Raw genomic sequence first — 23,925 nt, 5'->3', positions numbered from 1 at the left:
AGGCTGCATCAAAAGTCATTAATCCAGTCATCCTGAACTTGTTTCAGGATCTCATTTGTTTATTAGATCCCGAAACAAGTTCGGGATGACCTGATTTTGGATTGTGTTGACTTTTGATGTAGCCTAATTCTTATTGCGGTACGTTCCTTCCCTGATTATCCGGACTCTTTCCTGAGCATATTTCGCATTCACGGCACTATCGCCGGCTTCCTTCAAATATTGATTGTAATAATTCAGTGCCAACTTTTTATTTGGATTGAATTCCTCGTAGGTTTTAGCAATTTCGCATAGTATTTCAACTTTCTTCGTATTGAAATTGAATGCCTTTTGCAAGGCTTTTATCGATAATTCAAACTCTCGGTTTAGTCCATAAACCTTGCCTAAATGGTGACACATTTCCGCCAAATATGTGGGTTGAGCACAAGCGACAGCCATTTCCAGAAATTCTGCACTGCGCGAAAGGGTTGCCATATCCCGGTAAGCTAAGCCCAAATAAAAATCCACATTGGGATCGTTCGGGATCTGATAAAAATACTTTTCAAGCAGGCTGATCGCTTTTTCAGGTTCTTTACAGAAATAAAGTGTTATCCCATAATTTTTAAATATTTCGAGCGCCGAATCGTTCCGCGACAGATAACGTTCATAAAAAGGCTTCGCCTCTTCATATTCGGCTAAATTGTACAATGAGTTAGCTCCACGGAGCAGAATCGCTGGATTTTCAGGCAGAAAATACAATCCCCTGTCGGAAGTCCTGACTATCTGTACTGCATCATCATTTTTCATATAAAGCAAAATCAGGTTCTGATAGGTATTAAAATCATTCGGATTAGACGCCAATACAGACTCAAACAGGTCGGTGGCCTGATCTGTTTTTCCAATCCGAAGCGCAGCCAAAGCCAATTGTTTGTTATAAACAATATTGGTAGAATCCTTGTACCTGATCAACATAAAAACATCATAAGCCTTCTGATAATTCTCAACATTCATAAAAGCCCTACCAAGCTTATATTTCAAGTTAAAATCTTCGATTGAATGTTCGGCGGCACGTTGATAAAAGGTAACTGCTTTGTAAGGATTTCCAAACTCTGTCAGTAAATCAGCATACTCAGAAAGATATTTGCTGTTTGTAGAATCCAGTGAGATTGAATTTTCAAACGAGTTTTCAGCATACAAAGGTTTTGACAATTGCCGGTAAATTAATCCCTGTTTAAAGTACAAATCAGCATCAAGACGAACTTCAAGATTTTTCCTGATCTGAAATAACGCCTCATTATAATTCTTATTCAGGATCAAAAGATCAATAGTTTGAGCAGCACAAACAAATGGAACTGCCCACAAAAGCAATGCAATCCATTTTCTGAACATGGCTCTATGAGTTAAGGTTCATAAGTAAAGCCCGGAGAAAGTAATGAATTCCGGGCTTATGAAAATTTCTATTGAAGAGCAAATTTGATTGGAACCGTGTACTGAACAGCAACATCTTGTCCTTTCTGCTTGCCCGGCTTCCATTTTGGCAATAGTTTCACTACACGCAAAGCTTCGGCATCCAATGAAGGATCAACACCTCTTGCAATCTTTGCATTTGAAACAGAACCGTCTTTATTAACCACAAAAGTTACATATACTTTCCCTTGAATTCCCTTTTTTACGGCTTCCGGAGGATATTTAACTGCTTGAGCAAGGAAATTTCTCAATGCTTGATCGCCACCTGGGAAAACAGGCATTTCATCGACAACCATAAATACTTCTTCCCCAGAGCTCAATTGAATCTTGGGTTCCACTGCCTCATCCACCAAAGTCTTGTTTCCTGTTTTTTCTCCAAGAGTTAATTTGCCAGTTTTTGCATCTTTCAATAATCCATATGCTTCAGATTTGGCAATGGCATTCAAAAGCTTCTCTACTCCTGTCTTATCGCCTGAAATTTGTACTTCATGCCCATCAACAAGAATTGTTTTTGTCTGTTTTTCGGGATTCGGTGGAATACTTGTTGATTTCTTTTGTTCAAAGGCGAATGAAGCAGTTAAGCTTCCGGCCAATATTATGCCCAGCAATATTTTTGCATAGGTAATTTTGCTGGATTTTATTTTTGACATCATTTTGATTCGGATTTTAATTAACGAATAGTTGAAGTTGTTGGCGATTACAATCTGGTCACCAACATACTGATTGATGAGGATCTGCTTGTACCACGAAGGTGCAGTTCCATGAGAGATGACGGCCTGATCGGCCAGAAATTCGTGATTCTCGCGCAATGCCCGTCTGAACATCCAAAAGAAAGGATTAAACCACTGAACGATGGCTATGATTTCGAGCAGAAGTACGTCAAAAGTATGCCCTTGCCGGATATGTTGCCGTTCGTGTTCGAGCATCTTTTCCCAACCTTTCGTATTTTGCAGGTTACTGCTAACGAAAATATAATTCAGAAATGAAAACGGACTGATTTCCCGATCCAAAACAACTAGTTTAAATTTACCTTCAGCAATTACCCTGTTTTGCTTTATTAGTCGGCCAATCTGGAACAACTGAATAAAAAGCTTTACAGCAAAAAGCACTACACCAATCAAATATACATAACCAAACAAGCTATAACTTAAAACAAGTGTCTCAGCTTCATGCGTAAAACCAGATCCATAAATGGTAATAGTACTTAATAAATTGACATACGGAGTTACAGTAACTTCAGCTAAAAGTGTTGGCTGAGGCGTATAAAACGGAATATGCAACAAGGGTAATACAGCTGAGAAACCTATCGAAACCAGCAAAAACCAGCGGTTAATGCTGAAAAAAGTTTCGCGCCTTAAAAACAGGAAATAAACGAGTGCGAAAAGGCTCAGGCTTATTCCCGATTCGATCAGATAATTGACAAAGCTAGTCATTGGATTTTGGGTTATCAGGTTCCAAATCTTTTCCAGCTTCCTTGATGATTTCTTCAAGGTCTGAGAGGCTCATTTTGTCTTCTTTGGCAAAAAACGATACCATTTCCTGAAACGAATTGCTGAAATAACCACTGAGGAAATTCTTGAAGTACGATTTCGTATAATCCGTCTTGCTGATCAGCGGAAAATACTGGTGTGTTTTTCCATACGCGTAATGGTCAACAAATCCTTTCTTTTCCAGAATTCGGATAATGGTAGAAACCGTGTTGTATGCAGGTTTTGGCTCTGGAAGCTTGTCGACAATTTCTTTGACAAAAGCTTTTTCGAGCGTCCACAATTCCTGCATAATTTGTTCTTCAGCCTTGGTTAATTCCTTCATGACAATCAGTTTAAATTCAGTTTTATTCCACAAACATCTTGCCAAAAACTAATGAATTAGTTCGTCAACTAATAATTTAGTTATTAAAGACAAAAAAAAAGATCAATTGCATTCAACTTGAAATGGACACTTGGTCGATCAATTCCAACTTAACATCTACCAGTTGATTGGATATCCGATTCAAATATATAACTAACATTTTAGTTTTCAAACTAAATAATTAGTTGAAGCTAAAATATTTTATTTTGAGTGCACGTTTTAGTTGTATAAACGCTCCAAAAGTGCTTAAGCAGAAAATGTCTAATTGATTCTTACTCCAGAGGAGCAAAATATTTATAGAAAAAGAAATAGAATATGGAAGTCGTCCGCGTGACCTAATAGAACAAGGCTTTGGCCTGCCTTCGGACGAAATGACACAAACCTTCCTAAAAAGCAAATACATGTAAGAGATTCTTTAAATCTGTTGTTCAGCCCGCTTCGGGGCTGGAGTTTTGATTACGCATCATCCCCCAGTTCCGCTTCGCTACACTGGGGGTTATTCGAATTTAGCACCTTCGGTGCATAAGAATCACATGTCCTTTATGCTTTTCGTAGCGTCCTTCGTGTGTAAAAATTAAAAAGGCCACCCGATTTGATTCGGGCGACCTTCTTTGGTTTAGAATTTCAGGTGGTTTAGGAATTCCTGGTATTACTAAATTTATTTGGTATAGATCAAGGTTCAATATTGAACGGTGTTATGACAATTGTACTTCGGGAAACCCTTACTACAAAAGGCATTTTAATTAAATTTTCTTACAAATTGCAGCCCAGCCACCACCTTTTGCCAATTCAATTTTCATCTTATCGGCTTTAGTTACTTGTTTCACAATCCGTTTATAATCGTTGCAACTTACTTCAGCGTTAATTCCATCCTGCATAATCTCAATTTCGTATGTTCCTTCGCCCAGAAACGAGAAATCGACATCTAATGTACGGGCTGTCCAGTCGGTCATGGCACCCAAATACCAATTATTGTCTTTGTGTCGGGCGGTCAGGATGTAATCTCCAACTTTGGCATCCAAAATTTTTGTTTCGTCCCAAACTGTAGGCATTTTGCTGATGAATGAGGTCGTTTCGGGTTCCTTATAATAATTCGACGGACTATCGCACAGCATTTGCACCGGCGCATCGTAGCAAACGTACATCGCAACCTGGTGACAACGTGTTCCCTGACTCATCGGATGTGAAAAACTGATAGCAAAATCCTTCTCATTTTTATTGGTCATAGATCCTGGCGTAAAATCCATCGGACCGGCAAGCATGCGGGTAAAACACAAGGTTACATCATGTTCAGGAGTAATGTCTTTGCTCCATTTGCAATTTTCCATTCCTCTTACACCTTCGTGATTAATAATATTTGGGTACGCCCTGGCCATTCCTGAAGGTTTAAATGCTCCGTGAAAATCAACCAGCAATTTACGGTCAGCACATGCTTTAGCTGTACGTTCGTAGAAATTGACCATGTATTGCTCCGAACGAGCCATGAAATCGGTTTTTATTCCTTTTGCACCCCACTTGGCATAAATATCTAGTGTACCCTCCAAGTCAGCATCAAGTGCATTCCAGAGACACCAAAGGATAATATCAACATTTTTCGATTTTCCGTAGGCAATTAATTCCTGAATATCGAGAGTAGGGTTAGCCTCTTTGATATTCAATGTTGATTTGGTCCATCCTTCATCAAGTATGATGTAAGGGATATTGTTTTTTGCTGCAAAATCGATGTAATATTTGTAGGTTTTGGTATCCAGCCCAGCTTTGAAATCAACTCCGTAAACATTGTTTTCGTTCCACCAGTCCCATGCCACTAAACCGGGTTTAATCCAACTGGTTTCTGCAATTTTACTTTCACGTGAAAGCAGAAAAACCATTTGGTTTTCGACCAACCGTGCATCTTCGGTACTGATCATGAAAACACGCCAGGGGAAAGTACGGGTTCCTGAAGTTTTAGCAATGTAATCGGCTTCCTGAATGTTTTGAATCGCGCGGTCACCTTTGGGATCAGCCTTCAGGATAACTTTGGGATATTTACTTGTGAAAGCTGCGTTACCGGTAGCTTCCAAAAATAAACAGGGATAATCAAACAAATCGGCCTCGGTGATACCAATTTTGATGTTGTTATCAGCTTTCACCAAAGTAGGAAGAGAAGAGAACCTTCCTGCAGCCAAAGAGCCGATTTTTGTGTCAAGGTAAAGGCGTTCGTAATGCGAGTAAACGGTTTCTTCTTCAGGGAAAAGCACGCCGAAGTCTCCAGCGAAATTCAGGCCTACTTCTTCATTTTTCACCATAATTTCGTCTTTTATGCTGGTTTCGAAACGGTAAGCAATCCCATTATCGAACACCCGGAAATTAACGGCATAATTTGGCTTAAATGTAAGGCTTAGTTGGTTATAGGTATTGTCTATGGTTTTCGATTTAACGGCCACAACAGTTTGAACAATTGATTTTACAGAAGTTGTTTTTGCTGAAACTAATTTTGGATTTGTGCCTAAAACCGAAGTTCCCAAATCGAGGCTCAAAGTATTGTTGGTAAAAATAGCCTGATTATTCACTGCTGCCGACCATTTAATCTGTGTATCTACAGAAACGGTCACCTTTATACTTCCGTTGGGGGAACTCACGGTGTAGTCTTTAGCAAAAACGCAAAGACCCATCATCATCAAAAAAATTAAAAATCCTGCTTTCATTCTAAAATGTATAAGTTTGGTAGTCATTTATTTTTTTAGAAAACGGTAAACCTTTACCGAGTGCGGTGGCATTTTCACAAAAACAGTGCTTTTTTCGAGGCTAACTTCTTTGTGCTCCCACAAATCGCGCAATTTGTAATTTTCGAGTTTGTATGGTTCTGATGCCCAATAATTATCATTGGCTTTCAATAAAACATTATAGTCGACCTGAACCGTTTTTTCTTCATCACTACGATTTAATAAACAGGCTGCCTTTTCATTGTTCGCCAGTTTTTTAATCCAAATTTCGTAATCGCCATTATCGCGATAGCAAAAACCTTGTTTGCCTAAAACATCCTGATCCAACGCAATTACTTCAGCATTCTTCAATATCTCAGCGGTTTCGGGCGACATATTTCCCAGATCGTTACCAGCCATCAGCGGAGCTGCAAGCATACACCACAACGAAAAGTGAGTCCGGTATTCTTCGGTTGTCATACCGCCATTTCCAACTTCCAACATATCCGGATCGTTCCAGCCACCAGGACCGGAATATTTTGCAAGATCTTTTTCTTTATCCAAAATATCAATCATCGAATCCCAACGGTCGACAATATCGCCGGTAGTCCGCCACAAATGACCAACCTCTTTGGCCCACTCCCAGGGTTTGGCAGTGCCCCATTCGCACAAACTAAACACAATCGGTCGTTTAGCGGCGAAAAGGCCGTCGCGCATAGTTGTGTAGCTAGATTTTGCTTCCTGAGTAGTGGTGTTGCACCAATCGTATTTCAGGTAATCAACTCCATAACTGGCGTATGTGCGGGCATCCTGAAACTCGTGACCTCTTCCACCTGGTCGTCCGGCACAGGTTTTTGATCCGGCACAAGAATAGATTCCGAATTTTAAGCCTTTGGAGTGAACGTAATCAGCTACATATTTCATTCCGTGTGGAAAGCGGTCTTTATCGACAACAATTTCACCATTTTCGTCGCGGTCAACCTGCCAGCAATCGTCGATTACAACATATTCATATCCGGCATCCTGCATACCGCTGCTAACCATTTCGTCAGCCATTTGCATGATGAGTTTTTCGCTTACGTTACAGGCAAATTTATTCCAACTGTTCCAACCCATTGGTGGAGTTTTGGCAAGCTGATCAAACTTTTGTGCTGAGGCTCCGAGAAACGTTATTCCAAGGAGAATTGTCCAGATTATTTTTTTCATATCTAAAAGCTAGTATAAGATAGAAACGAGTTTAATGCCACTTTAAAAATGCGATGCAAGATCCATAAATATCAATGTTCTTAAATGGACATATCTTCGGGAAGCATGGACATATAGACAACAAAATACCAGGCCGCATTTTATAGTAAACTCTATTGTAATGAAAATGAATCGGCATCGTTCAAAACCGGGAATTTTTTCCTGAATTCCATCAATTCTTTGTGCGAAAATCCAGCGAAAACAATACCCTTGTGGTGATCAGCAATTGCCGAAAGTTGAGTTCCTTTCGGGTCGATTAGTTGCGAGTTTCCTGAATAGAGAATATTACTTCCATCCACTCCTACCCTGTTTGCCCCAACTACGTATGCCTGATTTTCGATGGCTCGTGCTTTTAGCAAGGTATTCCAAACTTCAGTTCGCGATTCAGGCCAGTTGGCCGAATACACCAAAATATCGTATTCATTCCTGTTCCTTGCCCAAACGGGGAAACGCAGGTCGTAGCAAATCAATGGACAAATCCGCCAACCTTTGTAATTCACAATTAACCGTTCAGTCCCAGGCTGAAAGTGACTTTCTTCGCTAGCCATGGTAAACAGGTGGCGTTTGTTGTAAAAATGTATTTCTCCTGAAGGCTCTACAAACACTAAACGATTAAAAAACTGTTCGTTTTCTTTGATGATCAAACTTCCACACAAAGCAAGCTGATGCTCAGCGCACCGTGCTTTCATCCATTGTATCGTTTCACCATCCATGGATTCTGCAAGTTCAACATTCATAGAAAAGCCGGTTGAAAATGTTTCAGGAAGAAAAACAACATCCATTTTTCGGTTAGCTTTCTGGAGCCATTCGTCAATTTTTATCCGATTGATTTCAGGATTTTCCCAGGCCAAATCAAATTGAAATACTGCAATTCGTAAGGTTTCTTGAGTCATATGGTCAAAGAGTTATATGGTTTATATTTTTCAACTTTAGGCACTTCGAACTCTAGCTCACTTCAGGCACTTTCAAATAATTACTCTTCCGCCGAAAACCATTCCGGATGTTTACCAACAACTCCCCGGGTACGATAATATGCTTTCATTCGCCGAATATCGTCCTCTGCATCATCAGTTAATTCAAACGTTTCCAGCCAACCTACTTCTTTCCGTCCGAAATCGAAAAAGCCAAGATAAACCGTCGCTCCGGTCGCTTTAGCGATGGTATGAAACCCAGCCTTCCAACGTTTATTCCGTTCGCGTGTTCCTTCAGGAGTAATAGCCAGATGCATGGTTTCACGACTATTCATCTCCTTTATGATCTGCTTCACCACGGTTGTTCCTTTGGTTCGGTCGATCTGAATTGCCCCCAATTTCCGGAGTAAAATACCCAACGGCCAAAAGAAAAATTCCTTTTTAATCATGATGTTGGCAACTCCCCCAACCGATGTATAATAAAGATATGATATGACAAAATCCCAGGCGCTGGTGTGTGGAACACCTATAATTATTGCTTTTTGATGTGGCATTACACCATTTACAGTCTTCCAGCCCCACAGTTTCAATGCAAACTTACAACAAGCTCTCCACATATTTTAATCAACAATATTTATTTCAACGTTTTCAGCCTGACAATGGGTTTTCAAAAATTGTTCAGCCATTTGCAGCGCTCCTTCAAGAATGTGATCACCCTCAAAATCAATCAGGATCATCAGAAAACGTCGGGTTTGTTCACGCACTTCTGTTCGCGAAGAATCGCTGGTTGGCGTACCAAAAGCACCATGATCGTCCCGAAAAACAGGCAGATTTTCAATATTCAATTCTCCTCGTCCAATTCCGGAATAGGGCTCATCCGATCGACCAATTCCAAAGACAACATTTCCATGAATCTGATCAGCGTCATATCCTCCAATCGAAAAGCCAGTGGTTATTGAAACCAGGTTTAACTGGTCAACCACGTTATTGATTTGATATAATCCTTTTCCTGAAACAACCCGACGTAACAGAGCCTCGGCCGACAAACGGTAACGTGCCGGATCTTTTCCGCAAGCTTTGTAGGCTTTACGCGAAGCTGAAATTGTTGGTATTTTACTGATGGATTCAATCGCAAGTGATTGACTGATTCGCTGAATCTGACCATTCATCTCAGTCAATAATTCGTCGGAAGACTCATGCACATTCACATTGGCTTCAACACAGCCCAGCCTTAATTTCGGACAACCTTCTTTGAGTTCGTTACTGATACTAATCGTTCTCATGCGATGAGCTATTGAATTTAATGATTGAGTATTCGTGTAGTCACAAAAATAAGAATTTAGCATAGAACATAGATTCAATGCAAAAAAAATCCTGAGTTCAGGAATGAATTCAGGATTTTTTGGTTTAAAAAAACACTTCGGTTCGGATATTTTCAGGAGGAAGACCGTATTTCTCCAGAATGGTTGAAACTTCGTCAATCATCTCGGAGTTTCCGCAGAGGTAACAAATGGTATCAGCATCAATCTTATTTTCCTTCAAGTAATAGGTTACGCGCCCAAAATAGTCACCTCCATCACTTCGGGAAGTGCACAACAAATAGTTATCCGGATTGAAAGATTCTCGTCCATAGGCTTCATCTGCAAAATGCACTCCATGTAAAACCCGAAAATTCAGATCAGGATACGATCTCACATACGAATGGAATGGCGAAATCCCTGTTCCGGTTGCAATTAGCATGGCTTTGTGCCCTTTCCTGGTTTTCTCATCGAGAATAAAATAACCTTTTGGGCCTTCAACATCCAGCTCGGAACCAGGTAACAAATGCCTCAGATAGCGCGAAAATCCACCTTCAGGAATCTCACGAACCAAAAAATCAAGGTAGTCGTCGTTGATGCCGCTGTAAATGGAATACTCTCTTCCTTTATTCTGATCTGGAATGCGAATAACCACATACTGACCGGGTTCAAATTGAAAATCTCCGCGGTCGAGCCGAATGATAAATGTTTCAGGGGTTAGGTTGATAACTTTTTGAACGATATGTTTTTGACGTTTCATTATTTGATGTGTTTCGTGATGCGTGATCCGCGTTGCGGGTTATGCTGCAAAATTGCATGTTCGAGATTTTCAAGTAACTCGCATCTCGTAACCCGCAATTTTTTTTTGGTTATCTGAGACTGAGCATTGAGACTATCCTTTCACATGCCTTTCTGCATGATACGACGACCGCACCAATGGACTGCTTTCGACATACGAAAATCCACGTTTCATGCCTTCTGTCCGGTACTTTTCAAAAGTTTCAGGAGTAATGTATTCCTGAACCGGCAACAAATTCGAGTCGGGTTGAAGGTATTGTCCAATGGTAAGAACTTTGCAGCCTGCTGATCGTAAATCGTCCATGGTTTGCAAGACCTCGCTTTCGGTTTCGCCCAAACCAACCATAATTCCCGATTTTGATACAATTCCGGCAGCTGAAATCATGGAAATAACCTGTAAACTTCGGTCGTAGCGCGCTGTACTCCTGACTTTCGGCGTCAAACGGCGAACGGTTTCCATGTTGTGCGAAATCACATCAGGAGCAGCATCAATCACTTTTTGCAGGTGTTCGGGTTGCGCATTCAGATCCGGAATGAGTGTTTCAATAGTGGTTTCAGGGTTCAGTTCCTTTATTTTGCGAATGGTTGTTGCCCAAAATTCAGCGCCTCCATCGGCTAAATCGTCGCGGGTTACTGAAGTTATCACACAATGTTTTAACCCGAGCGTTTGTATGGTTTTGGCTAAACGTAGCGGTTCGAACCAATCGACAGGTTCAGGCACATCATTCTGCACGTAGCAAAACCGGCAATTGCGGGTACATTTATCGCCCAGAATCATAAAACTGGCTGTTCCGGCATTCCAGCATTCACCTTTGTTGGGGCAATTTCCACTGGTGCATATCGTATTTAAATGGTGGTCGGCTATTAAACGCTTCACTTTTAGGTAACTTTCTCCTTTAGGCAGTGGAGATTTCATCCATCGCGGCAATCGTTCCCGTTCCGCTTTTAATTCTGTCATTGTAATCATTTGAGTTTTGTCCTACAAACAGAATTCGGGGAATGAAGTTCACCACACCTGAACAAAAACATCAATTAACAATCGAAGAAATTACAAACAAGTCTGGAATACCCCACTACGAATAAATATTAGCTCGTTAGAGTTGAGATCAGGAAATTTAGTTATTTTGCGCAACCAACAAAACGAAACCATCATGAGCAAAACATACAATTGGGCCATTTTAGGATGCGGCAAAATCGCCCGTAAATTCGCCACCGACTTAAAACTTTGCCCCAACGCCCGACTTTATGCAGCAGCCTCGCGCTCGCTGGAAAGTGCACAGTCATTTGCCTCCGAACTGGGCTTTGAAAAAGCGTACGGCAGTTACGAAGAAATGGTAAACGACCCGGAAGTGGACGTGGTGTACATTGCGACTCCGCATTCCCATCACCTCGAACATGCTTTATTGTGCCTGAACCACCAAAAAGCGGTGTTGTGCGAAAAAGCATTTGCCATCAATTCCAAAGAAGTTGGTTTAATGATTGAAGCCGCCCGACGCAACAAGACTTTCCTGATGGAAGCTTTCTGGACCCGGTTTCAACCCAGTTTCCTGAAAGTCTTGGAAATTATTCATTCCGGAGAATTGGGAGCCCTGAAAATGGTTCATTCCGATTTTGCTTTCAATGCCGAATACAATCCGGAGAAACGTTTGTACAATGTTGATTTGGGCGGAGGTTCACTGCTCGACATCGGAATCTACCCGATTTTCATGTCGCTAATGGCCCTGGGAAAACCTTCAGAAATAAAAACCATGGCCAGGTTTTGTCCTACCGGAGCCGAAGAATCGATCATGATGTCGTTCAGTTATCCGGGAGGAGAAATTGCTTCCCTGGTTTCGAGTTTTGCATCCTATTCATCCACACAAACTGAATTTTCGTTCGAAAACGGATTTGTCCGGTTAAACAGGCGATTCTATACACCAACTTCGCTCACTTACTGGAAAAATTGGGAAGAAGAAAAAGTAATCACTTTTGAAAAAGGCGCCGGATTTGGTTATGAACTGGAAGCTGCGCATGTGATGGAATGCCTCGACGCCGGAAAAACAGAAAGCGACTGGATGCCTTTAAATTTCTCATCCGATCTGATGGAAATCATGGATTGGGTTCGAAAAGATGCCGGAATTGTATTTCCGAAGCACGATTAATTTAGTCGTTCATATTGTAATTTGTACAGTTCGCACCGCAAAACAGGCATTTCACTAAAAAACAAGGTATTCTGCCAAAAGAACGCAACGAAATCTAAAAGAATTGGTGTAATTTAGTTCATCTAAAAACACAAGCCATGAGATTATTTCTTTTCGGTGTATCCGTTTTTTATTTGTTGGGGCTAAAACTCACTTCACATGTTGAGATTAAATCGTCGTTAAGCACGCCTACTGCAATCGATAAAACAAAAGTATTTCCTGAACAAAAAGGAAACGCTCAACCACTTGAGGTAAAACCTGAATTGCAGAAAAAAGACACCGCAATTTCGGTCGAAACAAAGAATATTCGCCCGATATCGCCTTCTGCCAAAACGCAAAAGAACCATACCCTTCCTCGATCTTAGTGTTGCATTAGCTTGGCTTTGTCAAGTCCCAGTCACCCCGAATTTATTTCGGGGTCTCAACCGAACTAGAGATGCCGAAACAAGCCTTCGACGTGAGCTCAGTCGAACGTTCGGGATGACGAACCGTCAAAAGCGAATTAACACAATACTCTTAAAGAACTCCCATTAAATTATACCCAAACCCCGGAACGACCTACGCGTTGAATGTTTATATTTACCTGTCATTAAAATTGAATAAATGATTGAACAGAACGATATAATCATACGATCGTGGGAGCAATTGTGCGAAGAAGTTTATCATGATTCGTGGAAGCCGGAAATGGGCAGGTACCGTTCTGACTATGCTTTCAGAGGGTTATCGGATTTGAATTATGAGTTAAAAAACAGTTTCCTGCGAAACTGTGGAGAAAAGCCCGAATTGGAGTATCACCTGCTCCGCAATTTCAGAAAATATTCAATCAACAGCGATCCCCGGCTTACACGAACTTTCTGGAGGGCACTCGTTTTAGCGCAACATCACGGTTTGCCCACCAGGCTGATTGACTGGACTTATTCGCCGTTTATTGCTATGCATTTTGCCACTGCCAATACGGAAAGATACGATACCGATGGTGTAATCTGGAAAGTTGATTTTGTAAAAGTAAATCAACTGGTTCCCAGCCCGCTGAGTAACGGTTTGGCTGAAGAGAAATGCAATGCGTTCACGGTTGAGATGCTCGAAAAAATAGTTTCCTTAGGTGATTTTGACCGGCTATTTACGGATAACCAGGTACTGTTTTTTGAGCCACCATCGCTTGACGAACGCATCGTCAACCAGTTTGCCCTGTTCTCGGTCATGAATAATCCGACTGCGATACTCGACGAATGGTTGATCCAACATCCCGATTTGTACCGAAGAATTATTATCCCCAAAGAATTAAAACTCGAAGTTCGCGATAAACTCGATCAGGCAAATATTACAGAAAGGGTTCTTTTTCCCGGATTAGATGGGCTGGCAAAATGGCTGAAACGACACTATAAACCGGTAAGTTAACCGCAGTCACTTTTACGTAAGCAGCAAGCAAATCAGGCCTTTCCCGTTAAAAAGCGGCTGTTTCTTCTTTGCGAAACGGTTATCAGTAAATGCATCCGTAGTGAAATAAGTATCGTCTCCATCGACATAGGCTTATTAAATAATAGGAATGAAATAATGTCGCATTTGAATTCGTGTTTTTATCCCGACTCACCCCGCGCCCCGAGTGCTCGGGGCTTGGCCCCTCTCTCGCGAGAGAGGGGCGGAACGTCCGCTTTGCGGACGGAGGGGTGAGTACATTTAAAAGTACGACAATAAATTTTTCTCATTACTTATTTCAGGTTGTAAGTAAAAACATCTTCCGCAAAATTTTAAAACATCTTTATTCTGTGTACTTACAGACGGATTTTTTATACTTTTCGGTATCGTAATCGTGGTATTCACATTCTCAAAGAACCGTCAAAATGGAAAACATTGATTCAGTAACTCTTTCATCAATATACAAACTAAAAAAAAGCGATCGGGATATCTTTCAGGAACTAATGCCGACCAAAGTAAAAGAAATTCTTTTGCTGGCAACGCTTTACGACAGCTATTCCATTGTTCGGGAAGGACAATTCACCGATAAAATTTTTGGGGAATTCCTTCAGCTAAATCTCTACACTTACCCCAGGTTCACCAGTGTAAATTCCGAAGAAGAAGCTTTGCGCATGATAAAAACCCGCGAGTTTGAGCTTGTAATTATTATGGTTGGGGTCGATAAAAGCATTCCGATATTGGCTGCCGATGCCATCTACAAAATCAAACCACAAGTGCCAATTCTCCTATTAGTTAATAACAATGGCGATTTGCGTTACTTTCAGACTTCATCAACTAAAATTGAATCGATTGACCGGGTATTTGTCTGGAATGGAAACTCAAACGTCTTCCTGGCCATGATCAAGTACATCGAGGACAAAAAAAATGTGGAGGCGGACACTCTAAACGGAAATGTTCGGGTTGTTCTCCTGATTGAAGATTCCATACAGTATTATTCGAGGTATTTGCCCATGCTGTACACCAACATCATGACGCAAACACAAAACCTTGTGGAAGACAAATCGGCTGATGAATTGCACAAAATCATGAAATTGCGTGGCCGTCCGAAAGTAATTTTGGTAAGCAGTTACGAAGAAGCTGTTATAGCTATCAATAAATATCAAAAATACCTCCTTTCAGTAATTTCGGACGTGAAATTTCCGCGCAACGGAGTTGACGACGAAGAAGCCGGTGTTGATATTCTCAAATATGTAAGCTCGGTTCTGCGCTTCCAGATTCCAATTTTATTGCAAAGTCATGATGTAAACAATGCGCAAAAGGCACTCGATGTGGGAGCCGATTTCATCAATAAAAACTCCGAAAGCTTATCGCTCGATATTCACAACTTCATTTATAAACGCCTGGGGTTCGGAAATTTTGCCTTTAAGGACATTGATGGAAATCCGATTATGATTGCACACAACATGGCCGAATTTCAGGAAATGTTCCGCATTATCCCAGAGTCGGCGCTAACTTATCATGGCCAGCGAAATTCATTCTCGACCTGGCTGATGGCGCGAGGAGAAATAAATATTGCCGAGCAATTGTTGCCCAGGCGCCTGGAAGACTTTAAAAATGCAAACGAGCTGCGCCAGTTTTGTCTGAATGTGTTCGCAAAGGAGCGAATTCAGAAACTTCGGGGTACGATTATCAATTTTGACCCAACACTAGTTTCGGGCAACCGGTTTGTGGTGCGGCTGGGCAAAGGATCGCTGGGTGGTAAAGGACGAGGTATGGCTTTTATGTGCAATTTTCTGGAAAACATTGATTTTGCCCAGATTATTCCTGAAATGAACATTAGGATACCAGCCACTGCAGTCATAGGGGCAGGCGAGTTCGATAAGTTTCTGGAGAACAACAACATGTTCGAGGAGATATACTCGAGCAACGACTATGAACGGACTAAAACTATTTTCCTCGAATCGCAATTTGACGAAGAACTTCAGAAACGTTTATACAGCTATCTTGAGAAGATGAAGAAGCCATTGGCAATCCGCTCTTCCGGCCTGTTTGAAGACTCGCTGATGCAGCCGTTTTCCGGAGTGTACTCAACCTATTTAATTCCAAACAACCACCCCGATATCGCTATTCGATTTCAACAACTTGAAACAGCTATAAAACTGGTTTACGCGAGTATTTTTACTGAGTCGGCCATGTCGTATTTCGAGGCTGTCGATTACAAAATAGAAGAGGAAAAGATGGCTGTAATCATCCAGGAAGTTGTCGGCCATCAGTACAGCGATCACTATTACCCATCCATCAGCGGAGTCGCGCAATCGTACAATTTCTACCCTGTTTCGTACATGGAGCCTGAAGATGGTTTTGCTGTGGCTGCCATCGGATTGGGAATGTACGTTGTTGGGGGCGAAAATGCCTATCGTTTCTGTCCGAAATATCCACAAATTAATACGTTAAGCGATCACGACCTGGTTCGTGATTCACAAAAGGAGTTCTATTCCATCGACATGGATCATACCCAGTTTGATCTCGAAAATGGTGGCGAAAATGCAGCAATTAAAAAGATGAAAATTTCGTCAGCCGAAAAAGATGGAGTTTTACAGCACTGTGCTTCGGTTTTCGATTATGAAAATGATTGCCTGATTCCGGGCATCGACAGTCCCGGACTTCGGGTAATTGATTTTGCCAACATACTCAAATACAAACACATTCCGTTGGCAAACACCCTAACTTTGCTGCTGAAACTGTTCCGCGAAGCAATGGGTTCGCCTGTTGAAATAGAATATGCTGTTGATCTGGAAAACGGAGAAAACCAGCTTCCTACATTTTACCTGCTTCAAATTAAACCGTTAATCCGCCGCGACGACCAACTAGCTGTAAATGTTGGTGATGTAGATCCTGAAAAAACAATCATGTTTGCCAGAAGAGGAATGGGTAACGGAATTATTTCGGGAATAACGGACGTCATTTTTGTTGACCCTGATCGTTTCGACAAAATGAAAACACGTGAAATTGCAGTTGAGATTAGCAAGTTTAACCGTAAAATGGATTTCCTGAACAAAGAATACATCCTGGTAGGTCCCGGGCGCTGGGGTACACGCGATCCGTTTACCGGAATTCCGGTAGCCTGGGCCAACATTTCAAAGGCCAGGGTTATTGTCGAGATGGGCTTGAAAGATTTTCCGCTGGATGGTTCGCTGGGTTCGCACTTTTTCCACAATGTAACTTCTATGAATGTGGGCTATTTTACCATTCCGCACAATTCATCTGATTCAAATATCAACATGGAAATCTTAAAAAACAGACCGGTAATTGAGGAAGGTAAATACATCAAACATGTTTCGTTCGAAAAGCCTCTCCATATAATTATGGATGGGAAAAACCGCGAAGCGCTGATTTCGATAGAGTAAAAATAGTTACGGGTTGCGCGTTACAGGTTGCATAAACCCGTAACTCACAACCCGTAACCCGAAACATTTTAAACCAGTTTTGCCTTTAAATTGGCAAGCTCCAGTTTCATTTTTTCCAAATCAGCCATCAGGTTGTTCTTCGAAGTAGAATCTTCCAACTGCGTTTTGCATCTCTGGAACAGCTCTTTGTAATATTCAACACCTTTGTTCAGGTTCTCCTGAAAGGTCACAAAGTGCTTCTTTTGCTTATCGGTGAATGGTTTAACCGTTTCTTCCAGTTTACCGTTCAGGTATTCAATATACATACTGAGTTCCTTCATAAATAAATTGGGACGATCGGTACGTTCCATAACATTAGTACGCCCATAAATGTGGTCAACCATCTTTTTCAGCGAATAAGTGCTTGAAAAGTAAGCCAAATTAGGTCCCGGACAAATACTTACTGCTGTACCTTCAATCTTGGTATCTAAACCATATTCCATTAGCGACGAAGCGGTAAGTCCGTTGCATAGGCATGCTTTATCTGTAATTTTATTCAGTTCCTTTTCAAATTCCATTGCATTCAGGTTCTGCTCTTTCAATTCCTGAATTTTTTTACGCTGGAATTCCTTTGAAGCGGTGCAGGTGCCTTCTTCAGTGAAAACCGGAGTCAAAGCCAGGTATTTTTTCACACAAGGAAAACCGTATTTTCCTTCTTTATTCTGAGCCTCTTTTTTCAAATCCATGCCAGTTCCCCGAACATTATTGAAAATTACACCTAAAGGCGAAACATCGCTCATGTAAAGATCTTCTTCTTTGGCATTTACCAACACTTCCAGGGTTTGTTCGTCAACAGTAACCGCTTCGGGAACCAGCAAAAAAGGCGTGCCCCACCCAATCGAATCAAGGTTGTAATAATCGAGCAGGAACTGGTGTTCTGTGTTAGAGCCTACCCCACCCTGCGCTGTAATTTTCATCAGGAATGGCTTTTCAGGAACCGGTTTTCCTTTCTCGGCCAACGCTTTCACATAAATATCGTGAACGGTTTCAATCAATTGCTCTTTATTTTGTTTGAACTCTTCCAGGACCGGCCCCATCAAAAATCCATCGGTTGCAAAAGCATGACCTCCGCAATTCAAGCCCGATTCAACACGGTATTCGGAGACCCATATTCCTTTCTTAGCCAGGAAACGTCCTTGAATCAAAGCTGAACGGTAATCACTAACTTTCAGTATGACTTTCTTCTTCAGTTCCATTTGAGCATTCGGATAAAAATCTTCGAATTCTTCCAAATAGCTGTACAAACGTGGATTCATTCCGGCAGAAAGTACCAACGAAGAACTTAAATCGCTCAAAGCGAAACCGCGCAACGACGCCTGGGCATCGCTGTATATGGATGGTAGCTTTTCGCCATCCTTAAAGTTATCGCGATCGAGTTTCGACATGATGTTGACATCAATTTCGCCAGCCACCAGGTTTTCTTTCAACCATTCTGACAGTTTCTGCTTCATATCGGCAGTATTGATCATCTGATTGAATTTCTGTTTGATTTCAGACATATCAGGCAACATGGCGATGTATTTTTCCAGCTCTTCTTCCTTTTGGGAAACTGAATTTTTCAGGTTCTCGAACTTTTGTTTCACAATTACCTGAACAGTATTCAGGTAAGCTGTGATCCGTTTTGCCCGATGATCTTCAGTTTTTGTAGGAATCGACTGAAAAGGCAGATTGAACTTCTGACAATAAAATTCCCTTAGTTTTTCCATGGTAATATCGTCGACCAGCGAAATAGCAGATGATATTCCATAATGTGCCACCTTTATTGGTGTATCCATGGTGTAGCACAAGCCCAAAACAGGGATATGAAAAGTGTGTGGATTATTTTGAAAACTCATATTCAATTTTCTAATTTATTAAAGGCGGTAAAAGTAGTCTATTCAGATTAAAATTTGAGGTACAAATACTGATTTCGATAAAAGAAAAGCGGAAAAAAATCATGTTTTTGTAACGGAATGTCAGTTTACGGAGAATTCCGCACTCTTTTTTAACAAATGCTGTAGATAGTCGAAAAAAACACTTCAATAATTTGAGTTTTTTGACAGTCGTGTCATTTCTAAAACCGAATTGAAAAAATTAAAGGAGATTCCTGAAAAAACAGTCAGGATTTAAAGTTACTGCATACCAATTTAATCAACCAAATTCGCTGATACGCTCCAATCGTGCAATATCGAGCAATTCAATACTTTTGCAATGCATCCCGATCAGGCCATCATCCTTAAATTCTTTCATCATCCGGATGACACTTTCTGTCGACATGCCAGTTAAATCGCCCAAATCGGCACGTGAAAGCGGCAACTCAAACGAATTGCTTTGGAATATCCGGTTCGCTAAACACAACAGAATATCAGCTAAACGCCCGTGCAGTTGCTTTTGAGTTAAAGAGAAGAAGCGGCCATAAATCTGTGCGGTTTTTTCGTTGAGAAGATTAATGACATGAAAAGAAAAATCGGCATTCTGTTTTAAAATCTGCCTGAATACATTGATGTCAATCATTCTGATTCTCGAATCAGTGTATGCCGTTACGGAGTATGGCAATTTATCGTTTCCATCAAAAATAGCTGCCATGCCTAATAAGTTATTGCGGATGGCAAGCATAAGTATAAGATTCTTATTCTTCTCTTCAAGGTAAACTTTAACTAAACCATCTTCCATGTAATAGATGTGCGAAGCAAATGCACCGCGTTTACAAACAGTCTCTCCCTTTTTAAAATTAATGCTAACCGAATGCTTATCAATTAGTATTTTTTCATCATCCGACAATAAGTCGTACCAACTTTTTTCAGAATCAAATACTGAACAATGGCTTATTCCTTTAGCTTCAATTGGTTCGTTCATGTTTTATATAAAAATTAATACCTCACAAAAAAAACTGCGTTGCATCAGTTTTATCTGCCCGAAATTAGTTTTAAAATCTATATAAATCAAATTCGCTTTGTTTGAATTAACCGCTAACTTTGTGCAGAGATTATAAAAAAACCGTCAATTTATAAATCCTAAAAACGATAAACATGCTAAAAAAATTATTCGCTTTTGCCTTGGCATTAATGGCCATCCATTCGTTTGCTCAGAGTCCGGTCATTTCAGCCAAAGATCTGGCCAACGAACTTAAAACAAATAAAAACCTGGTCATCGTCGATGTAAATGCTCCTGATGTGTACGCCAAAAAACATGTACAAGGCGCTATTAGTTTGTTTTTTAAAGAATTGTACCAACCCAACGCCGTAGAAGGAAAACTAAGACCGGCTCCTGAACTAGCCGAAATCCTTGGAAAGAAAGGCATTTCGAATACCGCCAAAATTGTGGTGTACGAAAACGAGTCGAACAAGCACAACAACCGTGTTTGGTGGATCCTGAAATCGCTTGGAGCCGCTGATGTTTGGAGTTTACATGTTGATGCCAAAGAGTTTGCCGCTGCCCAACTGGTACTGAATTCAAATCCGGCAACAGCCAAGCCAACTACTTTTGCGTTAGCCGAAAGCAAATACAAATCGCTCACTATGGACGAAGTGAAAAACCTGCCACAAGGAACGCTTTTGCTTGATGGTCGCGAGAAAGAAGAATTTAATGGCGTTGATGCTGCCAAGAAAAGCAAAGGACACATTCCCGGAGCCGTGTGGATGAACTACCGGGAAGTACTCACCCCAACCGGAGCTTTTAAAACCAAAGACGAGATTATTGCTGCCGCTTCTAAATTTGGCGCCACACCTGAAAAACCAATCGTGGTGTATTGCAATTCTGGCGTAAAAGCATCGACTTTACTCGTTGGGCTAAAAGAAATCGCCGGTTTCCAGAACGTGCAATATTACGGCGGTTCGTATGCCGACTGGTCGTCAAACCCGGAAAATCAGATTGTCAAATAAGGATTGCATTAAAAAATAAGGATTTGAAGTGCCGGGATTTCCCGGCATTTTTCGTTTCAGATTATCCGGAATATTTTATTTCACCAAAACACAATTTTTACTTCGTCTGGCCAGTGTTTGCTCGTAATTTTCCAATGCCTGATTCATCACTTTTGATTTTTCATCGTGACAATTCAGACAGGCGCCAACTTCCAGAATCCGCTTTTGCTCGGAAACGTTGAATGGCCGCAGCCAATCTCGGGTAGCAAAAGGTGGTTTGGCTTCCTGAAGGAATCCGATCCATGCATCTTCAGGCAAATTATCATTCGGATTGAGTGCAAACCTCGGCTCAAACGTCCAGTTACCGACATTTCCTGCCTGTTTAAAAATCAGCTCACCGCGTCCAAAACCAATCGCCAGCGGATCGTTGTGACACGATTTACAACTGCGGCCTTCGCGTTGAGTCGTGTGTCCTGAAGTTGGCGCATACAACCGATGAAAACTTTTCCCTTTTCCCTTTTCAAACGACTTTTTGTCAATGCTCAGCACCATTCCGGGCATGGCAGTCACAACCTGATTGGTGACCGAATTAACGCCCAATACTGGCGGTTCAGCAAAACTATTTCCGGCAAATTCAACCCAGGTACTTTTCGTGGTTTTGCCCGTCAGCAGATCGAATCCGGCAGTTTCTCTCTCATAGGAATTATGACAACCAATGCACTGCGGCACCCAGGCCGTGTGGCAGGCTTCGCAACTCAGCCGACTGTGCCCTTTCCCTTTGGTGCAAACCGATGCCGCAGGTTTCGACTCATGATCTTTCCCAGTCAGTTTATCCGTCAGGAAAATGCGATCAAGTGAATCAACCCGGGTATTCATGATCGGATGCTGATTTTTGGTAGTCAGCACCACTTTGGTTTTTGGATCAGTCTTGCGCAACCATGCAATCATCTGCGATTCTTTATCAGGAAGTGATGAAACAGCTATCGAATTCGCTTTTCCAGTGGTATGGCAATCCACGCATTGCACACTCACCGCATCTTCCTTGTGGGTATGATGTTTCCCATCGCCCATCAGGTCGTATGATGTATGGCAGTCAACACAGGCCATTCCCTTTTGATGATGCACATCGGCCTGCACAAATTCGACAACCCGATTATCAGGCAAAACCTTAGTTTGTGTATGACTATTTTCGGGCGCCCCCTCTCCTCTTTCATTCCAGCCTTCGTAACTCAGCGAGATCCGTCCTGAACGGCTGTGACAACTCAAACAGCGGTCGTTCGAAACCTGAATATCGATGGTCGGATGAATTTCCTCAGTTGCTCCGGAAGTTTTGGTCTGCATCCGTTTCATGCTTGCCGTGGCATCATCCGAATAGTGTAAATGACAGGCGTTGCAACCACCTCCCCTTTCGAGCCAGTCGGCATTCCCGGTTTTGGTCTTTTCCATGCTCAGATGACATCCCGCACACAGGTTGCGCAGATGCGTATCAGCAGCCGAATGCCCAAGATTCTTGACGTGAAAAGTATCGTTCAATGAAGTTGATTCTCCAAATACAAATTTATCAACGGCAATAATTCCGCTTTGGCTGGTCATCAGCGATTTCTGCATTCTGTCCGTAATATCGGCATGGCAATTTTTGGTTCCGCAGGTTTGCCGCACATTCGAAAAATTACCCGGCACCAAGATCATGTTCCGGTGAGCCATTGTTTTTCCAGTTGCATATGCATCGCCTTTATGGCAAGCCACACAGCCCATTACTGATGGATTGTGCGATTCAGACAACCCTTTCATCGAAGCATGACAGAGAAGACAGCTCTCTCTCCTCTGATTTTCAGGAATTACCTTCTGATCATTGGAACTGAATAAATTTATCGGGTCAAAAATCAGCAGTCTTTCTTCGGAAAGTTTGTTTTCGTTCCATGATTTCCATTCCCAGTTTTCACCCCTAAAAAGCAATGCAATCAATGTCATCATCAGGTAAAAAATGCCAGCCACAAGCAAAATGCGTTTAGTCAGCCTTCTGTAATTTCTCCGGAAGCGTGGAAGAAAATAGATAATGATGAGTAAAAGGAGAATCAGGATTATAATGTAGACCGGATGACTAGTGAGATGAAGCATTTCCTGAATTCCGACGAAAAACCACGGACCTTTAACTTGTGAACTGTCAGCCTGACCAAGCGGTGCCCGAAACGGCACGCTGAGAATCAGAATAATCGAAAAAACAATAAGCCAGGATTTGCGCTTTGGCCAAATGGTTTTTACATGATCGTAAACGGCGATAAATAACAAAATAGTTCCGGTAGCCACATGCTGGATGTAAACAACCTGACTATTTTCACCCACCCCGGTAAAAGCTGAACTCAAAAGTTTCCCGAAAAAAGGCACCGATTCGAGCAACGAAGCTAAAATTCGCTGTGCCTGAATCCCCGCAGCATCGCCTTTCAGGATAAAGCCCGAAATCATTTCGTAACCCATAAAACCCAGCGCAAGGCATAGAATCAGCCAGGTACGACGATTTCGAACATTGGTTTCTGTAGATTTTGACATGTGGTCGTACACATGGATAACCGAAAAAATAAAAAACAACTGTGCACTCCAGTAATGCAGGTTACGAACCAGCGATCCGGCGGGATTGTATAAAAGCAGTTCAGAAACAGACTGATGCGCATGTGTAAAATCGTAAGGAATGGCCAGTAAAATTCCACTAACGGCACAGATCAGCAGCGATGAACTGGCGATCCATCCTGCCGTATCAAATTGTAGAAACTTCTTTACTTTTTGTAGGCGCATCATGTATATTGTTGAACCACATAG

Annotated in this window: 18 protein-coding genes; 5 read left to right on the top strand and 13 right to left on the bottom strand. The window is 41.6% G+C overall.

The genetic code is table 11. The annotated features are described in order from the left end of the window. Positions 1–123 precede the first annotated feature (123 nt). The 10 genes from AQPE_RS21215 to lipA all read right to left on the bottom strand — a co-directional run bounded on the left by AQPE_RS21215 (position 124) and on the right by lipA (position 11,188). Positions 124–1,365: a tetratricopeptide repeat protein gene (locus tag AQPE_RS21215; RefSeq protein WP_318348484.1), complete on the bottom strand. Its 1,242-nt coding sequence runs from the start codon at positions 1,363–1,365 to the stop codon at positions 124–126. 68 nt (positions 1,366–1,433) lie between these two features. Then, complete coding sequence (locus AQPE_RS21210; RefSeq protein ID WP_318348483.1) at positions 1,434–2,876, bottom strand: M56 family metallopeptidase; 1,443 nt, start codon at positions 2,874–2,876, stop codon at positions 1,434–1,436. Beyond that, positions 2,869–3,255 carry a BlaI/MecI/CopY family transcriptional regulator gene (locus AQPE_RS21205; protein WP_318348482.1) on the bottom strand — a complete coding sequence of 129 codons (387 nt, stop codon included), beginning with the start codon at positions 3,253–3,255 and terminating at the stop codon, positions 2,869–2,871. The genes AQPE_RS21210 and AQPE_RS21205 overlap by 8 nt, the downstream gene beginning before the upstream one ends. A gap of 782 nt (positions 3,256–4,037) precedes the next feature. Further along, complete coding sequence (locus AQPE_RS21200) at positions 4,038–5,981, bottom strand: glycoside hydrolase family 97 protein (RefSeq protein ID WP_318348481.1); 1,944 nt, start codon at positions 5,979–5,981, stop codon at positions 4,038–4,040. Between the two features lie 27 nt (positions 5,982–6,008). Next, entirely contained in the window at positions 6,009–7,184 is a 1,176-nt protein-coding gene (locus tag AQPE_RS21195) for a glycoside hydrolase family 27 protein (RefSeq protein WP_318348480.1), read from the bottom strand. Between the two features lie 152 nt (positions 7,185–7,336). Next, positions 7,337–8,116 carry an amidohydrolase gene (locus AQPE_RS21190; RefSeq protein ID WP_318348479.1) on the bottom strand — a complete coding sequence of 260 codons (780 nt, stop codon included), beginning with the start codon at positions 8,114–8,116 and terminating at the stop codon, positions 7,337–7,339. An 80-nt stretch (positions 8,117–8,196) separates the two neighbouring features. Then, the gene (locus AQPE_RS21185; RefSeq protein ID WP_318348478.1) at positions 8,197–8,751 is read right to left on the bottom strand and encodes a 1-acyl-sn-glycerol-3-phosphate acyltransferase; all 555 of its coding nucleotides are present in this window, start codon (positions 8,749–8,751) and stop codon (positions 8,197–8,199) included. 3 nt (positions 8,752–8,754) lie between these two features. Further along, entirely contained in the window at positions 8,755–9,417 is a 663-nt protein-coding gene (locus AQPE_RS21180) for a B3/B4 domain-containing protein (RefSeq protein WP_318348477.1), read from the bottom strand. 124 nt (positions 9,418–9,541) lie between these two features. Continuing rightward, on the bottom strand, positions 9,542–10,192 hold the full coding sequence (locus AQPE_RS21175) for a ferredoxin--NADP reductase (RefSeq protein WP_318348476.1): 651 nt from the start codon (positions 10,190–10,192) through the stop codon (positions 9,542–9,544). A 132-nt stretch (positions 10,193–10,324) separates the two neighbouring features. After that, positions 10,325–11,188, bottom strand: a complete 864-nt coding sequence (lipA, locus tag AQPE_RS21170; protein WP_318348475.1) for a lipoyl synthase — start codon at positions 11,186–11,188, stop codon at positions 10,325–10,327. Between the two features lie 193 nt (positions 11,189–11,381). On the opposite strand from lipA, the gene AQPE_RS21165 reads away from it, so the two are divergent. The 4 genes from AQPE_RS21165 (at position 11,382) to AQPE_RS21150 (ending at position 17,233) form a co-directional block, all read left to right on the top strand. Further along, positions 11,382–12,371: a Gfo/Idh/MocA family protein gene (locus AQPE_RS21165; protein ID WP_318348474.1), complete on the top strand. Its 990-nt coding sequence runs from the start codon at positions 11,382–11,384 to the stop codon at positions 12,369–12,371. Positions 12,372–12,508: 137 nt separating this feature from the next. Beyond that, positions 12,509–12,775: a hypothetical protein gene (locus AQPE_RS21160; RefSeq protein ID WP_318348473.1), complete on the top strand. Its 267-nt coding sequence runs from the start codon at positions 12,509–12,511 to the stop codon at positions 12,773–12,775. 238 nt (positions 12,776–13,013) lie between these two features. Continuing rightward, a complete protein-coding gene (locus AQPE_RS21155) occupies positions 13,014–13,808 on the top strand; it encodes an FRG domain-containing protein (RefSeq protein ID WP_318348472.1) in 795 nt (264 codons plus the stop codon). A gap of 443 nt (positions 13,809–14,251) precedes the next feature. Beyond that, complete coding sequence (locus AQPE_RS21150; RefSeq protein WP_318348471.1) at positions 14,252–17,233, top strand: PEP/pyruvate-binding domain-containing protein; 2,982 nt, start codon at positions 14,252–14,254, stop codon at positions 17,231–17,233. Between the two features lie 68 nt (positions 17,234–17,301). Here AQPE_RS21150 and AQPE_RS21145 read toward each other — a convergent pair whose 3' ends face one another. After that, positions 17,302–19,107 carry a hypothetical protein gene (locus AQPE_RS21145; RefSeq protein WP_318348470.1) on the bottom strand — a complete coding sequence of 602 codons (1,806 nt, stop codon included), beginning with the start codon at positions 19,105–19,107 and terminating at the stop codon, positions 17,302–17,304. A 295-nt stretch (positions 19,108–19,402) separates the two neighbouring features. Beyond that, positions 19,403–20,107 (bottom strand): Crp/Fnr family transcriptional regulator, encoded by a 705-nt coding sequence (locus AQPE_RS21140; protein ID WP_318348469.1) that lies wholly within the window; start codon positions 20,105–20,107, stop codon positions 19,403–19,405. Positions 20,108–20,280: 173 nt separating this feature from the next. Between AQPE_RS21140 and AQPE_RS21135 the strand changes: the two genes are divergently transcribed. After that, on the top strand, positions 20,281–21,132 hold the full coding sequence (locus AQPE_RS21135) for a sulfurtransferase (protein ID WP_318348468.1): 852 nt from the start codon (positions 20,281–20,283) through the stop codon (positions 21,130–21,132). A gap of 75 nt (positions 21,133–21,207) precedes the next feature. On the opposite strand, the gene AQPE_RS21130 is transcribed toward AQPE_RS21135, so the two are convergent. Further along, positions 21,208–23,904 (bottom strand): DUF4405 domain-containing protein, encoded by a 2,697-nt coding sequence (locus AQPE_RS21130; RefSeq protein WP_318348467.1) that lies wholly within the window; start codon positions 23,902–23,904, stop codon positions 21,208–21,210. Positions 23,905–23,925 lie beyond the last annotated feature (21 nt).

It is taken from the genome of Aquipluma nitroreducens, assembly GCF_009689585.1.
GTDB lineage: Bacteria > Bacteroidota > Bacteroidia > Bacteroidales > Prolixibacteraceae > Aquipluma > Aquipluma nitroreducens.
Note: the sequence above shows the minus strand (reverse complement) of the source record. Positions and strands in the feature narration are given on the sequence as shown.

What these genes read in the sequence shown, in the direction of transcription:
- AQPE_RS21180 (WP_318348477.1), bottom strand. Translation starts at nt 9,417, where the DNA reads ATGAGAACGATTAGTATCAGTAACGAACTCAAAGAAGGTTGTCCGAAA.
- AQPE_RS21150 (WP_318348471.1), top strand. Translation starts at nt 14,252, where the DNA reads ATGGAAAACATTGATTCAGTAACTCTTTCATCAATATACAAACTAAAA.
- AQPE_RS21130 (WP_318348467.1), bottom strand. Translation starts at nt 23,904, where the DNA reads ATGATGCGCCTACAAAAAGTAAAGAAGTTTCTACAATTTGATACGGCA.
- AQPE_RS21140 (WP_318348469.1), bottom strand. Translation starts at nt 20,107, where the DNA reads ATGAACGAACCAATTGAAGCTAAAGGAATAAGCCATTGTTCAGTATTT.
- AQPE_RS21185 (WP_318348478.1), bottom strand. Translation starts at nt 8,751, where the DNA reads ATGTGGAGAGCTTGTTGTAAGTTTGCATTGAAACTGTGGGGCTGGAAG.
- AQPE_RS21195 (WP_318348480.1), bottom strand. Translation starts at nt 7,184, where the DNA reads ATGAAAAAAATAATCTGGACAATTCTCCTTGGAATAACGTTTCTCGGA.
- AQPE_RS21165 (WP_318348474.1), top strand. Translation starts at nt 11,382, where the DNA reads ATGAGCAAAACATACAATTGGGCCATTTTAGGATGCGGCAAAATCGCC.
- AQPE_RS21155 (WP_318348472.1), top strand. Translation starts at nt 13,014, where the DNA reads ATGATTGAACAGAACGATATAATCATACGATCGTGGGAGCAATTGTGC.
- AQPE_RS21190 (WP_318348479.1), bottom strand. Translation starts at nt 8,116, where the DNA reads ATGACTCAAGAAACCTTACGAATTGCAGTATTTCAATTTGATTTGGCC.
- AQPE_RS21215 (WP_318348484.1), bottom strand. Translation starts at nt 1,365, where the DNA reads ATGTTCAGAAAATGGATTGCATTGCTTTTGTGGGCAGTTCCATTTGTT.
- AQPE_RS21135 (WP_318348468.1), top strand. Translation starts at nt 20,281, where the DNA reads ATGCTAAAAAAATTATTCGCTTTTGCCTTGGCATTAATGGCCATCCAT.
- AQPE_RS21210 (WP_318348483.1), bottom strand. Translation starts at nt 2,876, where the DNA reads ATGACTAGCTTTGTCAATTATCTGATCGAATCGGGAATAAGCCTGAGC.
- AQPE_RS21145 (WP_318348470.1), bottom strand. Translation starts at nt 19,107, where the DNA reads ATGAGTTTTCAAAATAATCCACACACTTTTCATATCCCTGTTTTGGGC.
- AQPE_RS21200 (WP_318348481.1), bottom strand. Translation starts at nt 5,981, where the DNA reads ATGAAAGCAGGATTTTTAATTTTTTTGATGATGATGGGTCTTTGCGTT.
- AQPE_RS21160 (WP_318348473.1), top strand. Translation starts at nt 12,509, where the DNA reads ATGAGATTATTTCTTTTCGGTGTATCCGTTTTTTATTTGTTGGGGCTA.
- AQPE_RS21205 (WP_318348482.1), bottom strand. Translation starts at nt 3,255, where the DNA reads ATGAAGGAATTAACCAAGGCTGAAGAACAAATTATGCAGGAATTGTGG.
- lipA (WP_318348475.1), bottom strand. Translation starts at nt 11,188, where the DNA reads ATGACAGAATTAAAAGCGGAACGGGAACGATTGCCGCGATGGATGAAA.
- AQPE_RS21175 (WP_318348476.1), bottom strand. Translation starts at nt 10,192, where the DNA reads ATGAAACGTCAAAAACATATCGTTCAAAAAGTTATCAACCTAACCCCT.